We start from the raw sequence: 14,598 nt of genomic DNA, 5'->3' as shown, positions 1-14,598 counted from the left end.
CGCGTGTGACAAATCCCATCCCGGGCACGCCTTAATAGCGGCCATGCCGCGGTGGCAGACTGGACGGGTCATAGCAACCCGGGGACCCGATCGGGCCTCGAGGACAGACGAAAGGGACGATGATGTCCGCTGCTCAGGACAATCCTGCTTCCGAAACCACCGCCTACGGCGCCGCACCGACAACTTCCCGGCGGAAGACGCGAGTGCAGCACCTGCAGCAATGGAAATCCGCGGGCGAGAAGTGGGCGATGCTGACCGCCTACGACTACTCCACCGCGAAACTGTTCGAAGAGGCCGGCATCCCCGTGCTGCTGGTCGGCGATTCGGCGGCCAACGTGGTCTACGGCTACGACACCACCGTGCCGATCACGATCGAGGAACTGCTGCCACTGGTACGTGGCGTGGTCCGCGGCGCGCCGCACGCCCTGGTGGTGGCCGACCTGCCGTTCGGCAGTTATGAGGGCTCTCCGGAACAGGCGCTGGCCAGCGCCACCCGCTTCATGAAGGAGGGGGGTGCGCACGCGGTGAAACTCGAAGGCGGAGAACGCGTTTCCGAGCACATCGCCCGGCTCACCGCCTCCGGCATCCCGGTGGTGGCGCATATCGGCTTCACCCCGCAGAGCGTCAACACCCTCGGCGGCTACCGCGTGCAGGGGCGCGGCGACGGCGCCGAACAGCTGATCGCCGACGCCATCGCGGTGCAGGAGGCCGGCGCCGTGGCCGTGGTGATGGAGATGGTGCCCGCCGAGCTGGCCGGTCAGGTCACCAACAAGCTGACCATCCCGACCGTCGGCATCGGCGCCGGCAGCGACTGCGACGCCCAGGTCCTGGTCTGGCAGGACATGGCCGGCTACACCAGCGGTAAGACGGCCAAGTTCGTCAAGCGCTTCGGCCGCGTGGGTGACGAATTGCGCAGCGCCGCAGCGGAATACGCGCGCGAGGTGGCGCAGGGGACCTACCCGGGTCCGGAACACAGTTTCTGAGGAACGGGTCGACCGCGGGCTGCGTGCACGCTGCCCGCGGTCGATTTCACCGCACCGCCGACGCCGATGCCGCGTCTCGCACCGGCGCCGGCGGCCCGGGGCGTTCGGCGTGATGATCGGAGCGAGGCCGGGATCGCGACGCATACAGCTCGCCCACGGGCCCGGTGACCCGCGGGCGGGACTGCGCTCCTACGGCTTCGCCGAGGGGAATCGACTCGGCGATGAAGGCGGGCGAGCCTCCCGCCACCACCCGCGAGCAGGCAACTTCCGCATGCTCGGCCGTAACGGTAATTTGAGAGAATGGTCCGGCCACCGACTGCACGTCCCGCAGTGCCCGGTGCCGGTCGGCTGGGATTGCTGGAGCCGACGGCAGCCGCGTCGTTACGAGAGCTCGCCTGGGACAATGTCGACAGTGTTTCATTGCTGTGGGCGTTGTCGCGGTCGCCGGATGCCGATCTGGCGCTGCTGACCCTGATCCGCCTGCGCGAGGCGCTCGGGTCCGATTGGGCCGCACTGGATTCCGCGGTGCGCACCGATCTGTCGTTGCGTGGCAGACTGTTCGCGTTGATCGGCTCGTCGAGCGCGTTCGCCGATCATCTGGTCGCGGATCCGGCGAGCTGGCAGCTGCTGCGGCGGGAACTGCCGAGCACGCGGGAGATCCTCGACGATCTGCTCGACGCGGTCGGCGCCACGCCCGAGGCGGGGCCCAACGCCGCCCCGATGCTCTATCGGGCCACTCACGCCGGTCCCGACGCGATCGCCTTGCTGCGCAAGCGATATCGCGATCAGCTGATGGTGCTGGCCGCCCACGATCTGGCCGCCACCGTAGAGAACGAACCGGTGCTGCCGTATCAGCAGGTCGGCAACCATCTCACCGATCTCGCCGATGCCGCACTCACCGCCGCGCTCTCGGTGGCGGTGGCGCGGATCTGCCCCGACGAGCCGGTTCCGGTCCGGCTGGCGGTGGTCGCGATGGGCAAATGCGGTGCGCGCGAACTGAATTACGTCTCCGATGTGGACGTGGTGTTCGTCGCCGAACCCGCCGACACCACCGCGACCCGGCTTGCCGCGGAGATGATGGGTATCGCCGGCAGCGCGTTCTTCGACGTCGATGCCGCGTTGCGCCCGGAAGGCAAGGCCGGGGCGCTGGTGCGCACCCTGGATTCGCACATCACCTACTACAAGCGCTGGGCGCGCACCTGGGAATTCCAGGCGCTGCTGAAGAACCGCCCCGCCACCGGCGATCTGGAACTCGGCAGGCAGTACGGCGAGGCGTTGATGCCGATGGTGTGGAGCGCCTCGGAACGACCGGATTTCGTCTCCGACGTGCAGGCGATGCGGCGCCGGGTCGAGAGCCTGGTGCCCGAGGACATGCGCGAGCGGGAACTGAAGCTCGGCCACGGCAGCCTGCGCGACGTCGAATTCGCGGTGCAACTGCTGCAGTTGGTCCACGGTAAGGCGGATGAATCGCTGCACGTGCCGGGCACGGTCGAGGCGCTGACGGCGCTGGCCGTGCGCGGCTATGTGGGCCGCGACGACGCCGCCAACCTCACCGCTTCCTACGAATTCCTGCGCCTGCTCGAGCACCGCCTGCAACTGCAACGGCTCAAGCGCACCCACACCCTGCCCGCGTCCGACGACGAGGAGGGGATGCGCTGGCTCGCCCGCGCCGCGCATATGCGTCCCGACGGCCGCCAGGACGCGGTCGGGGTGCTGCGTAGCGAGATCAAGCGCAACACACTGCGGGTGCGCCGGCTGCACGCGAAGCTGTTCTATCGCCCGCTGCTGGAATCGGTGGCCCGCCTCGACGCCGCCGCGTTGCGGCTGAGCCCGCAGGCCGCGGTCCGTCAGCTCGCCGCCCTCGGCTACGCCGCCCCGGAGAACGCCCTCGGCCACCTCAAGGCACTCACCGGCGAGGTGGGACGCAAGGGCCGCATCCAGGCGCTGTTATTGCCGACTCTGCTCGAATGGCTCGGTGACACACCGAATCCCGATGCCGGGCTGCTGGCCTACCGGCGGGTGTCGGAGGGCCTCGACGATCAGATCTGGTTCCTGCGCGAACTGCGCGACGAGGGCGCGATCGCGCAGCGGCTGATGATCGTGCTCGGCTCCTCGGCCTATCTGCCGGATCTGCTGATCAACGCGCCCGAGACCATCCGGATGTTCGCCGACGGACCCGACGGGCCGCTGCTGCTGAGCCCGAAGGCCGAGGACGTGCGTTCCAGCATCCTGGCCGGGGCCGCCCGCTACGACGAGCCCCGGCGCGCCGTCGCCACCGCCCGCTCGCTGCGCCGCCACGAGCTGGCCCGCATCGCCTCCGCCGATGTGCTCGGCATGCTGGAGGTGCCGCGGGTGTGCCGGGCGCTGTCGTCGGTGTGGGTCGCCGTGCTCGAGGCGTCGCTGCAGGCCGTGATCCGGGCCTGGGAGGCCGAACACGCCGCGCCCGCGCCCGCGGACTTCGCGGTGATCGGCATGGGCCGGCTCGGCGGGATGGAACTGGGCTACGGATCCGACGCCGACGTGCTGTTCGTCTGCGATCCGCGCCCCGGCGCGGATGAGACGGTCGCGGTGAAGTGGGCGATCGGCGTGGCCGAACAGGTGCAGCGGCTCCTCGGTGCGCCCAGTACCGATCCGCCGCTGCAGGTCGACGCCGGACTGCGGCCGGAGGGACGCAACGGTGCCCTGGTCCGGACCCTGGCCGCGTATCGCGCCTACTACCAGCAGTGGGCGCAGCCGTGGGAAGTGCAGGCGCTGCTGCGCGCGCATCAGGTCGCCGGCAACGAGGAGCTGGGTCTGCGGTTCCTGCATTCCATCGACCCGGTCCGTTATCCCAAGGGCGGTGTCTCCGAGGAGGCCGTGCGCGAGATCCGGCGGATCAAGGCGAGGGTCGACTCCGAGCGCCTGCCCCGCGGCGCGAATCCGGCCACCCACACCAAACTGGGCCGCGGTGGTCTCGCCGATATCGAGTGGACCGTGCAGCTGCTGCAACTGCAGCACGCGCACGAGGTGCCCGATCTGCACAACACCTCGACCCTCGAATGTCTCACGGTGATCGAGCGCGACAAACTCCTCGACGCCCTCGATGTGGAGCTGCTGCGCGATGCCTGGCTCACCGCGACCAAGGCCCGCAACGCCCTGGTGCTGGTGCGCGGCAAACCCGCCGACCAGCTGCCCGGGCCCGGGCCGTTGCTCTCGGCCGTGGCCCGGGTAGCGGGCTGGCCGACCGACGACGGCAGCGAATTCCTCGACCACTACATGCGCGTCACGCGGCGGGCGAAGACAGTTGTCGAGCGCGTCTTCGGCGGGTGAGCGGGGCGTAGATCCGTCGCGGCCGGGTACGCGATGGATGACACCGATGCGTGATCGCGGCGGTTGCCGTGGTCGCGGGGCTCGCCCGGGGCGATAGGCGGCGTTTTCGCGGACCGGCGATGAATTCTCGCGATACGGGCGGGTCTGCGCCGAAAAAGTGTTGCGGGGAACAGACCGGGCGCGATATCGGTTGGTACGGAGTGTGCTGTGCCGTCGTGACCATGCGAGGGGTCCCGCAGAGCCGGAACGAGCGTTCCGGATACTGTATCCGTACGCGACCATTCGGAAGGACCGCCATGGTGAGGATGTTCGTGGACGTGCGTTACGCCCACCTGCTCGACCGCGCACGCGATGCACTGTGTGATCGGAGACCGTGATGGCTGAACTCAATTCGGCCGTCACCGGTTACCGCACCTATCGGCACGCCGCCCTGAATCCGACCCGTGCCGTGCGGGTTCCGTTGATCGCGGTGCTGTTGCTGGTCGGGGTGGTGCTGCTCTACGCGGCCGACCACGCCTCGCGCGAAGGTGTCAATCGCGGCTGGTTCGTGGCGGTGTCGCTGTCGGGTCTGTTCGTGGCGCGTGGTCTGCATCTGCGGCGGCCGATCACCCTGCCGCACTTCACCGTCGCGGTGATCGTGCTCGGGGTTTCCAACATCGCCTACCGCAGCGACCACGGCACGGTCGGCTTCGTCTGCCTCGCCTCGACCGGCCTGATCCTGATGTTGCCGCAGAGTTCGCGTCCGCAACCGGATCAGCGGCATCGCATCGCCGCACTGGTCGACCGCACGGTCGAGGATCCGCTGGCCCCGTTCGCCCTGCACTCGGCGAAATCCTATTTCTTCAGCGCGGATTCGAACGCCGCGATCGGATATCGCGCGCGCTTCGGCATTGCGGTCGTCGCGGGCGACCCGGTCGGCAACTGCGCCGAATTCGGCAGGCTCATCGCCGAGTTCTCCGAATTCGCCTCCGCCCGCGGCTGGCGGATCGCGGTGCTGGGCGCCAGCCCCGCGGTCACCGAACTGTGGCGCACCCGCGCGGCCGATCATCATGGCCTGCACGCCATTCCGATCGGTCGCGACGTGGTGGTCGAGGTCGACTCCTTCGATATGGTCGGCCGCAAATTCCGCAACCTGCGCCAGGCGGTGAGCCGCACCCGCAACTTCGGCGTCAAGACCGAGGTGATTCCCGAACGCGAACTCGACCGCGAGATGCGCGAGGCGCTGCTGGGCGTCGTCGACGAGTGGGGCACCGGTCGTCAGACCCGCGGCTTCTCGATGATCCTGGACCATCTGCTCGACGGCCGGAATCCGGGCATGCTCGTGGTGATCGCCCGCGACGGTGAGGGCCGGGTCGCCGGATTCCAGCGGTACGGGTCCTCCAATCACGGCAGCGAACTCAGCCTCGATGTGCCGTGGCGGCGCAAGGACGCTCCGAACGGCTTGGACGAGCGGATGATCGTCGACCTCGTCGACTACGGGCGCGACAACGACGTGCACCGCATCTCGCTGGCGTTCGCGGCGTTCCCCGAACTGTTCGCCGACAAGGAACGGTCGCGCTCCAAACAGGCCATCTATGTGCTGGCCCGCACGCTGGACCCGTTGATCCGGCTGGAATCGCTGTATCGGTTCCTGCGCAAGTTCAACTCCTTCGGCAATCAGCGTTTCGTCCTGATCCGCTGGCGTGAGATCGTCTTCACCGCGCTCGCGCTGCTGACCCTGGAATTCGTTCCCCATCGCAAACAGGGCTGAGCCGCGATCACGCCAGATTGCCCTCGTAGCACAGGCCGGTTCCGCGCCAGGTCGGTTGCGGGGCAACGGTTCCGCGATCGAAGCGCCATGCGCTGACGGGTTCGCTGGCCTTCCAGAACAAGCGGCCGTCGTGGCCGCGCACCACCTGATAGACGTCGTCGGTGCCCTCGACCAGTTGATTGCCGACGCAGTAGTCGTTGTAGGCGGTGCCGGGTTGGCGTGCGCCCAAGCTGAAGTGGGCGGCGGGGTCGCCGGCCGAACCGGGGTTGGCGACGGTATCGGGCCGGTCCGACGTCGCGCCGGCCGACCACATCGGAGTGCCACGGCCGTCGGCGCCGCAGGTGTAGCCGCGTCCGCCCGCGATGATCGTGGCGCCGGCGGGGTGGGTGGTTCCGGCCCACAGGCAGCCGGCGGCGGGTTGGGCGGCCGATCGCCTGGATTCGGCTTCGGCGGGCGCCGCGGTGAAGCCGAGGCCTGCGGCGGTGAGCGCCGCCAGGGCGGGAAGGGTGAACGATGCGCGGGGGTGCCTGGGCATGGTATCGGCCTCTCTGCTCGCCGTTGAGCATCTACTAACTACGTAGGTAAATAGTAGTTGAACGAGCGGTGTGCGCGCCATGTCGTGGTCGTCACCGTGCGCCATCCGTGCCGATATCGAGACATACGTTGCGCATTCGCGCGGGCGCCCGATTACGATGTGAGCGCTCGGGAGACGGGGGGACCGCTGTGCGGAATCCGGATCGTCGTCGGTCCGGGCGTCGACAGTGGTACTCGGGGAGGACACGAGATGAAATACGACAGGCGGCTGCGGCTGGCCGCGACGGCCGGGCTGCTGGCGCTCGGCGCGGTATTGGCCGGATGCGGCACCGATGCGAAAACGACTGTGGCACATGACGTTGCCGCGACGAACGAGAATCCGTGGGCACTGAGCGGCGCCGCGCCCAATGCCTCGGGTCCGAGCGGTCCGCGACCGGGTGTGCCCGACGCGCCGCTACATGCCGACAACGGCGACGGCGGCGAGATGGACCGGCTGGCGCTCAACACGCTGTCGGATCTGCAGGACTACTGGGGCGCGGAATACGGCAAGAACTTCCCGGGCACCTTCAAGCCGGTCGACCACTTCATTTCCTGGGATGCCAACGCGCCCAAGGAACAATCGGTCACGTTCTGCCGCTCCAGCACCTACCACGTGGTGAACGCGGCCTACTGCAAGATCGACAAGACCGTCGGCTGGGATCGCGGCAAGCTGCTGCCGCTCATCTCGGACAAGTACGGGAAGATGGCAGTGGTGATGGTGCTCGCGCACGAGTACGGTCACTCGCTGCAGGATCAGGCCCGGCTCAACGGATTCTTCACGCCCGGAATCGTGCTCGAACAGCAGGCCGACTGCTTCGCGGGTGTGTTCCTGCGGCATGTGGCCGAGGGCGGTTCGGCGCATTTCACGCTGAACACGACCGACGGGCTCAACGGTGTTCTGGGTGCGGCGGTCGCCGTGCGCGACCGCGACCCCGACAATCCGAAGAATGTGCACGGGTCGGCGTTCGAGCGCGTGACGGCGGTGCAGATCGGCTGGTCCGACGGTGCGGCCGGATGTAAGGGCATCACCAAGAAGGAGATTCAGGAGCGCCGCGGCGGTCTCCCGACGACCTTCGAACCGGGCGACGAGGAGAACCAGATGGGTGTCGACGTCGACGGTCTCAATGCTGTCGCCGCCGCGCTCGGGCGGATCTACCCGCTCCAGAACCCGCCGGCCTTCGACTACTCCGGCATCGTGAAACTGTGCCTGAAAAACCAGGCGGTGGAACCGGTTTCGTACTGCCCGTGGATGAACCGGATCGGAACCGATGTGCCGGAGCTGGCCAAACGCGCCGGCGCGCAACCCGGCGACGACGAACCGCTGTCGGCGGTCGTGGACGGCAACTACAACGCCTACGTGGTGTTCATTTCCCGCTATGCGCTCGCGGTGGAGAACGAGCGGCATCTGTCGCTGTCGGGGCCGGAGACCGCCGGTCTGCGGACGGCATGTCTGTCCGGGGTGATCACCACCAAGCTCAGCGACCCGGCCAGCGATCCGCGCTTGACCGCCGGTGATCTGGACGCGGCGGTATCCGGCCTGCTGGCCGACGGACTGGCCGCCAGCGATACCGACGGCAAGGTCGTGCCCAGCGGCTATCAGCGACTCGACGCCTACCGCACCGGAGTGCTCGACGGCGAGGCCGCCTGTCTGAACAACTACAAGTGACGCCGAGGGGCGACCGGCAACCGGTCGCCCATCCTCGTCAGTTCTCTCGGACCGCGCCGGTGGGGAGGGTGCGCAGGGAGCTGAGCGTGGTCGCGACCGCGCGGGCGGCCTCGGCGCCCTTGGTGTGGAAGTGCTTGGTGAAGTAGTCCACGTGCTCGCTGTGCTCGTGGAAGTGATGCGGGGTCAGCACCACGGAGAACACCGGGACATCGGTCTCGAGCTGCACCCGCATGAGCCCGTCGACCACGGCCGAGGCGACGAAATCGTGCCGGTAGATGCCGCCGTCGACGACCAGTGCCGCGGCCACCACCGCGGCGTACCGGCCGGTGCGGGCCAGTCGCTGCGCGTGCAGCGGGATCTCGAACGCGCCGGGCACGTCGAACACCTCGACGGCATCCGCCGAATACCCCAGATCGCCGTACTCCGCCAGGAAACCCTCGTGGGCCTGGGTGACGATGGACTGGTGCCAGTTGGCGCGGATGAATGCGATGCGTCCCTGGTCGGTATTGCTCATCCTCGGATGTTACTGCGCGCCGGTGTGCTCCTCCAACCAGTGCACCAGGTCGCCGAGTACCTTCTCACGCTCGGGTTCGTTGAATATCTCGTGGTAGAGGCCCGGATAACGCAGCACCGTGAGATCGGTCGCGGTGGCTCCGGCCTCGATCCGATCGGCGCCCACCGGGGCGGCCAGGGCATCGGCGCCGCCGTGCAGCACCAGCGTCGGCACCCGCAGCGCGTCGAGGTGGCCCAGCACGAAGTCCGCGCCGTGCAGAATTTCGGTCGCCGTGCGGGCCGGTAGTTTGCCGCGGTAGACCAGCGGATCCTGATCGTAGGCGCGCACCACCTCCGGATCGCGGCTGATCTGCGCCGAATCCAGTTGCAGCACACCCAGATTCGGCGCCCAGCGGCTCAGGGCCGGGGCGAGCAGCCGCTGCACCGGGTTACCGGCCTCGATCACCACCGGCGGCGCCGACACGGCGATCCCCGCGACGTCCAGCGGTGCCCGGGTCGCCAGATACAGCGTGATCAGGCTGCCCATGCTGTGGGCGAGGACGAACCGCGGCAGGCCCGGATGCTTCGCGCTCGCGATATCGAGCATGGTGTTCACATTGTCGGCGGCCGCGTCGATCGATTCGATATTCGACCGCCCGCCCCCGGAGCGGCCGTGCCCGATGTGGTCGAAGGCGTAGACCGCGAAACCGCTGTCGGCCAATCGTTTTCCCACATGGTCGTAGCGCCCGGAGTGTTCGGCGACGCCGTGCACCAGCACCACGACCGCGCGCGCCTGCTCGGGCAGCCAGGCCCGCCAGAAGACCTGTCCGCCGCGGGCGTCGAATTCGCCGGTATCGCCTGTCGTCATACTGCCTCCGTCTGCGCCGTCGCTGCGCCGCCATTGTCGCGCACGGCGGGCCGGTGCGTCGCGCATCGGCCCGCCGCGCGGTGATCCGCGGTCAGCCCAGGTCGTAGTCGAACCAGATCCGGTGGGTGCCGTCGGTGTCGACCGCCAGCCCGCCGGTCCCGGTGATCTCGCTCAGCTCCCCGGTGCCGCTGCTGGGCACGATGGTGAAGAATTCCGCACTGCGGTCCTCACCCGCGGTGGTCGCCGAATGAGCGAAGTTGAACGTACCGGCCAAACCGTTGAGCGAACCCTCGAACGACTCCATCGCCACATAGGTGCCCCGGCCCGACAGCTGGTCGAACGCGGCGGTGAACAACGTGGCCGAGCGTCCGACCGCCTCACCCTCGAAATGCTTTTCCAGCCGGGCGATTCCGACCGGCGTCGCGGTGGGGATGTCCGGATCGGGAAGGACGTCCGTGGCGACGAAGGATTTGACGGTGAACGTTGCTGTAGCTCGCACCCGCTGAGCGTAGCCGCGAACACCGACATTCCCGGCATCAGCCGCCGGCGCTGGTGTAGTGCGCGAGGACGCGGCGGTTGAATTCGATCAACCGCCCGTAGTTGGCCCGGGAGAGCCGTTCGTCGGTGCCGTGGATGCGCTCCAGATCCGCCGCGTCGACCACGATCGGCGCGAAGTTGCATCGGGTGGTGGCCAGCCCGTCGTAGTGGCGGGAGTCGGTGGCGCCGGGCACGATGCCCGTGGTGACCACCGCGTCGGGCACCACGGCGCGAGTGATGTCGGCGATCACGTCGAAGGCCGGTCCGGGGCCGGTGATCCGCGAGGGTTCGGAGGCGGTGCCGAGTACCTCGATCGTGACGCGCGGGTCGGCGACCACGCGGCGGCAGTGTTCGAGCACGCCGGCCACCGAATCACCGGGCAGGATACGGAAATTCACCAGCGCCTCGGCGCGCTGCGGCAGTACGTTCGCCTTCACCCCGCCGCGGATCACCGTCGGTGCGGTGGTAGTGCGGACCAGGGCCTCGGTCTGCGGTCGCGCCGCCATCATGCGGGTGATCACCCCGCCCGCGATCGGTGCGAGCCGCAGGGCGGACCGGCGTGGTTCGGCCATGGCGGGCCGCATCCGGGCCAGCATGTCGGCGATCACCGGCGTCAGGCGCAGCGGCATCGGATGGTCCTGGATGCGCGCGACCGCCCGCGCGATCCGGCCCACGGCGGTTTCGCGGCCGGGCATCGAGGAATGGCCGCCGGTGTCGGTGGTGCGCAGTTGCACGGTGGCCCAGCCTTTTTCGCCGAGCATGATGGAGGCGACGGGTGTGGTGGCGCCGTCGGCGACGCCCTGGGTGATCACCCCGCCCTCGTCGAGCAGCAGGTCGGCGCGCACCTCGAGCTCGCGCAGCCGGGCCGCCATCCGGGTGGCGCCGGCGCGGCCGAAGATCTCCTCGTCGTGGCCGAAGGCGAAATAGACGGTGCGGCGCGGCCGGCGGCCCTCGGCGAGCAACGATTCGGTCGCCTCCAGGATGGCGAGCATCCGGCTCTTGTCATCGATCGCGCCACGGCCCCAGATGAATTCGTCGTCGACCACACCGGCGAAGGGGGGATGGGTCCAGCGTTGCTCGTCATCGACCGGAACGACGTCCTGGTGGGCGAGCAGAACGGCCGCCGTCCCGGGCTCGGTTCCCGGCCAGCGATACAACCGGCTGTGGCCGAATCGCTCCAGTTCCAGGTGTGTGTGCACCAGGGGGAATTCGTTGTCGAGAAGGCTTGCGAGCCGGTCGAATTCGACCTCGTCGGCATCGGCGTCGTCGCGCGAGACGGTGACGCAGCGCAGGGCGGCAGCGAGCCGCTGCGCGGTCGCGTCGTCGACGGTGGTCGCGGTCGTACCGGTCGCTGTCATCGATCTCCTCGTCGTTGCGGGAAGTCCACGGTCACACCGGAATCGCGCAGCACCGCGGCCGGCAGGTCGGTCACCCAGCGCGCGCGCCACTTCCCGAGCGCTTCACTGGTGCCGCCGGTCAGATCGAAATTCCGGGTGCCGGTGAGCAGCGGCAACTCCACGGTGCCGGAATGCACGCTCACCCGCGCGTTCGCCGGAGTGTGCGACCAGACGGAGTCGACCACATCGGTGATACGCACCCCGATCCGATGACCGGCCGACACGGTCCAATCCTGTGCCAGCAGGCGGATGTCAGCGGTATCGGCGACCTGCGCGATACCGCGAGTAATCACCGTGCCCGCGCCGTTGGGCGCCACATCGTAGAGTTCCACGGCCACCGTGGCGGCCGGTGGGCCACTCAACGCCAGTGTGGCCGTGGGGATTCCGGACAGATGCTGATCGGAGGGCAGCGGCTGCGAGAGCGACCAGTACTCGCGGTCCGGGCCGGGGAGCAGGCCGCGATCGGTGTATTCACCGGGCCGGATCGGCATTGTCACTCGCGCGGAATCGACGGGCGGCCAGGTTTTTTCGCTTCGCCATCGGCCGTCGAAACTGCCGACAGTGACGCGCGGGCCCGGAACCTGGACGTCGCGTTGGGCCACATATTTGTCGAAGAAGGCCAGCGCCTCGCTGTAGAACTGCGGTGTGCCGCATGCCTCGTGGCAGTTCTGGTGTCCCCACTGGCCGAACCAGCCCCTGTCCTCAGGGAGATCGTGGTTCTTCCAGACGTCGAAGACGCGATAGGCGCGGGTGTTGTAGTCGAGGAAACCCTGGCTCAAGAACAGCGGAACCTTGCTGCCGCGAACGCGATCGGTGAGGTCACGATCGCGCCAGAACCGGGTACCGCCGTCGTGGTTGGTGGTGCCCGCCAGATACGACTGCGCGCATTCGATCGGTAGCCGCGCGGCGTTGGCCTTGTATTCCGGTGAGTCGGAGGGGTGCGCGGGGGTGGAGGAGATCAGCAGATGTTCGAATCCGGCCATATCGCCGGGGCGAACACCGTCCTCGGTCACCGGCTTTCCGGAGAACTTCCACGAAATGCCTTGCATGTACAGGTAGCTGTAGGGGTCGACGACGGGTTCGAACGACGCCACCGCCGCCAGCCCCTTCGGGTTGGTGGCCAGACCCATGACGCCGGTCCATGCCTCGTAGGAGGTACCGGTCAGGCCGACTCGTCCGGTCGACCACGGTTGTGCCGCAGCCCATTCGACCGCGGTACGCACATCGCTCTGCTCGCCGGGGCCACCGAAGTCGGGGCAGCCACTGGACCCCCCGAAGCCTCGCAGATCCACGATCACATAGGTGTAGCCGGCGTCGAGGAACAGTTCCGAATACAGATCGCGTAGCGACGGGCCGCCCTGCGGATGAATTTCGGCTGTGAATGCCAGATGGTTGCGGTAGGGGCTCACCGTCATGACGACGGGGGTGCGCACGTCATCGGCCATGCCGGCGGGTCGGAGGATGTCCGCGTGCAATCGCACACCGTCGGGGGTGGTCAGGAACTCCTGGCGCCACTGATACGCCGGGGCCGGTGCGGCGGTCGCGGTGACCGGCGCGGCCGCGGCGATCAGAAGGACCAGCCCGCCCAGCACACGCATGAGCACGCGCCGGGCGCGTGGCGATGAATTCTCGAGCACCATAGGACTATCGAGTCTGCACCGCCACCCGTCCAGCCCTCAGAACCGGGGTCGGGAAACCGGCCGGTCATCCGGCCGCGGCGCCTCGATCACATCGGGCGCAGATCGAGCACCTTGCGCAGCCGGGCGCGGTCGCGCTCGAGTTTGCGCGCTTCGTAGGCGATGGGGAAGTAGCGGATCCGTTCCGGCAGCAGCGGGACGAGCCGGGCCAGGATCCAGCCCAGAATGCGCAGGTTGCGTTCGTCCTGCGCGGTCCAGGTCAGTCCGAGTTTGCGGCGCGCCGGTTCGGGCGTGGTGCCGACGGTGCAGAAGTACTGCATGCGGCCGAGCGGGGAGGCGGCCAGTTTCCACAGCGGCACCAGCGGTTTGGGCAGCGACTTGGGCGGGGCCACGTGGCGGATCGTTTTCAGGTAGTCACGCGCGGTGTCGGTGGCGACGAGGTGGTTCTCCACGGTATCGGCGAAGAAGACCTCGAACTCGGCGTAGGTCGGCGGAATCTCCTTGGGCGCCACCGAGAACATGCGCAGCAGTTGCAGCACCTCCTGGTAGTACTGCTCCTTCTCCGCGTACGTGAGCGGAGTGCGGCTGAAGTATTTCGAGCCCTCGTTGAACGCGTAGGTGCCGGTGTGCAGCACCCAGGCCCACGGGCCGGAGGCGAGCGCGGAGTGGCGTGTGCCCTGGGCGTCGACGGTGTTGAGCGAGGCGTGCATATGCCGCAGGCGATCGGCCTCGGCGACGGCCTCGTCACCGCCGTAGGTCCAGGTCATCACCGCCGCGAGACTGCGCATCGCGCGGCGCATCGGATCGGTGCGGAAGGTGGAGTGCTCGTCGACGACCGCGGAAATCGTCGGTTCCATGGTCTGCAGCAGGAAGGCCGAGCCGGCGGTGAGGGAGAAGGTGATCAGTCCTACCTCGTCCCACATGCGGGTTCCGGGCTCGATCGGCTTGCGGGGGCCGAGTTCGTGTTCGGTGCGCTCGGCGCGGGCGACGGAGGCGGTCATCCGTGATCTCCTTTGACCACTCGACATGATGAGAAGATTACATGCGAATCATCTCACTCTCTTTCGATCTTGGCAACCGGGCGCCCGCCACCGACTCGCCGGAGCGACCATAAGTGAACACAACCTGAAATCTCGGTGAACTGGTGGGAGAATGGGATCCTCGCCACATCGAAAGTTCAGGGAGGAGGGATCCAGCCATGATCCACACTCACGCCCACCCCTCGTTTTTGGGGACCTTGCGCACCTACGCCCGCCGGGCGCTGGCCCGCCATACCCTGACCGCCGAGGAACGCCGCAATCTCGCTGCCGCCCAAGCTCATCCGGCCGTCTACAGCGCATCCCTGGGCAGCCACCCGCATCTGTGAGGAGCCCCGAAACGCACCGA

The 14,598-nt window shown here is 68.3% G+C and carries 12 protein-coding genes; 5 read left to right on the top strand and 7 right to left on the bottom strand.

Annotated features, from left to right (window positions below; translation table 11 throughout):
- Nucleotides 1-122 precede the first annotated feature (122 nt).
- The 3 genes from panB to IRT45_RS15180 all read left to right on the top strand — a co-directional run bounded on the left by panB (nt 123) and on the right by IRT45_RS15180 (nt 6,042).
- Nucleotides 123-983, top strand: coding sequence for a 3-methyl-2-oxobutanoate hydroxymethyltransferase (gene panB, locus IRT45_RS15190; RefSeq protein ID WP_036499989.1), 861 nt, complete (start codon nt 123-125; stop codon nt 981-983).
- A gap of 300 nt (nt 984-1,283) precedes the next feature.
- Complete coding sequence (locus IRT45_RS15185) at nt 1,284-4,292, top strand: bifunctional [glutamine synthetase] adenylyltransferase/[glutamine synthetase]-adenylyl-L-tyrosine phosphorylase (protein ID WP_194806504.1); 3,009 nt, start codon at nt 1,284-1,286, stop codon at nt 4,290-4,292.
- Between the two features lie 376 nt (nt 4,293-4,668).
- Nucleotides 4,669-6,042: a bifunctional lysylphosphatidylglycerol flippase/synthetase MprF gene (locus IRT45_RS15180; RefSeq protein ID WP_194806503.1), complete on the top strand. Its 1,374-nt coding sequence runs from the start codon at nt 4,669-4,671 to the stop codon at nt 6,040-6,042.
- 7 nt (nt 6,043-6,049) lie between these two features.
- Here IRT45_RS15180 and IRT45_RS15175 read toward each other — a convergent pair whose 3' ends face one another.
- The gene (locus tag IRT45_RS15175; RefSeq protein ID WP_194806502.1) at nt 6,050-6,577 is read right to left on the bottom strand and encodes a hypothetical protein; all 528 of its coding nucleotides are present in this window, start codon (nt 6,575-6,577) and stop codon (nt 6,050-6,052) included.
- 249 nt (nt 6,578-6,826) lie between these two features.
- Here IRT45_RS15175 and IRT45_RS15170 point away from each other — a divergent pair, with 249 nt between their 5' ends.
- Nucleotides 6,827-8,281, top strand: coding sequence for a metallopeptidase (locus IRT45_RS15170; RefSeq protein ID WP_194806501.1), 1,455 nt, complete (start codon nt 6,827-6,829; stop codon nt 8,279-8,281).
- A gap of 37 nt (nt 8,282-8,318) precedes the next feature.
- Here IRT45_RS15170 and IRT45_RS15165 read toward each other — a convergent pair whose 3' ends face one another.
- The 6 genes from IRT45_RS15165 to IRT45_RS15140 form a co-directional block, all read right to left on the bottom strand.
- Nucleotides 8,319-8,795, bottom strand: a complete 477-nt coding sequence (locus IRT45_RS15165; RefSeq protein ID WP_039777200.1) for a 6,7-dimethyl-8-ribityllumazine synthase — start codon at nt 8,793-8,795, stop codon at nt 8,319-8,321.
- Between the two features lie 9 nt (nt 8,796-8,804).
- Nucleotides 8,805-9,641, bottom strand: a complete 837-nt coding sequence (locus IRT45_RS15160) for an alpha/beta hydrolase (RefSeq protein WP_194806500.1) — start codon at nt 9,639-9,641, stop codon at nt 8,805-8,807.
- A gap of 91 nt (nt 9,642-9,732) precedes the next feature.
- Nucleotides 9,733-10,140, bottom strand: a complete 408-nt coding sequence (locus IRT45_RS15155; RefSeq protein ID WP_194806499.1) for a DUF3224 domain-containing protein — start codon at nt 10,138-10,140, stop codon at nt 9,733-9,735.
- Nucleotides 10,141-10,177: 37 nt separating this feature from the next.
- Entirely contained in the window at nt 10,178-11,536 is a 1,359-nt protein-coding gene (locus IRT45_RS15150) for a M20/M25/M40 family metallo-hydrolase (protein ID WP_194806498.1), read from the bottom strand.
- A complete protein-coding gene (locus tag IRT45_RS15145) occupies nt 11,533-13,212 on the bottom strand; it encodes a CocE/NonD family hydrolase (protein ID WP_309240973.1) in 1,680 nt (559 codons plus the stop codon). Before IRT45_RS15145 ends, IRT45_RS15150 begins: the two co-directional genes overlap by 4 nt.
- Before the next feature lie 89 nt (nt 13,213-13,301).
- Nucleotides 13,302-14,213: an oxygenase MpaB family protein gene (locus tag IRT45_RS15140; RefSeq protein WP_194806496.1), complete on the bottom strand. Its 912-nt coding sequence runs from the start codon at nt 14,211-14,213 to the stop codon at nt 13,302-13,304.
- 197 nt (nt 14,214-14,410) lie between these two features.
- Between IRT45_RS15140 and IRT45_RS15135 the strand changes: the two genes are divergently transcribed.
- Nucleotides 14,411-14,578, top strand: coding sequence for a hypothetical protein (locus tag IRT45_RS15135; RefSeq protein ID WP_157104288.1), 168 nt, complete (start codon nt 14,411-14,413; stop codon nt 14,576-14,578).
- Nucleotides 14,579-14,598: the final 20 nt, after the last annotated feature.

It is taken from the genome of Nocardia sp. BSTN01, assembly GCF_015354405.1.
GTDB lineage: Bacteria > Actinomycetota > Actinomycetes > Mycobacteriales > Mycobacteriaceae > Nocardia.
Note: the sequence above shows the minus strand (reverse complement) of the source record. Positions and strands in the feature narration are given on the sequence as shown.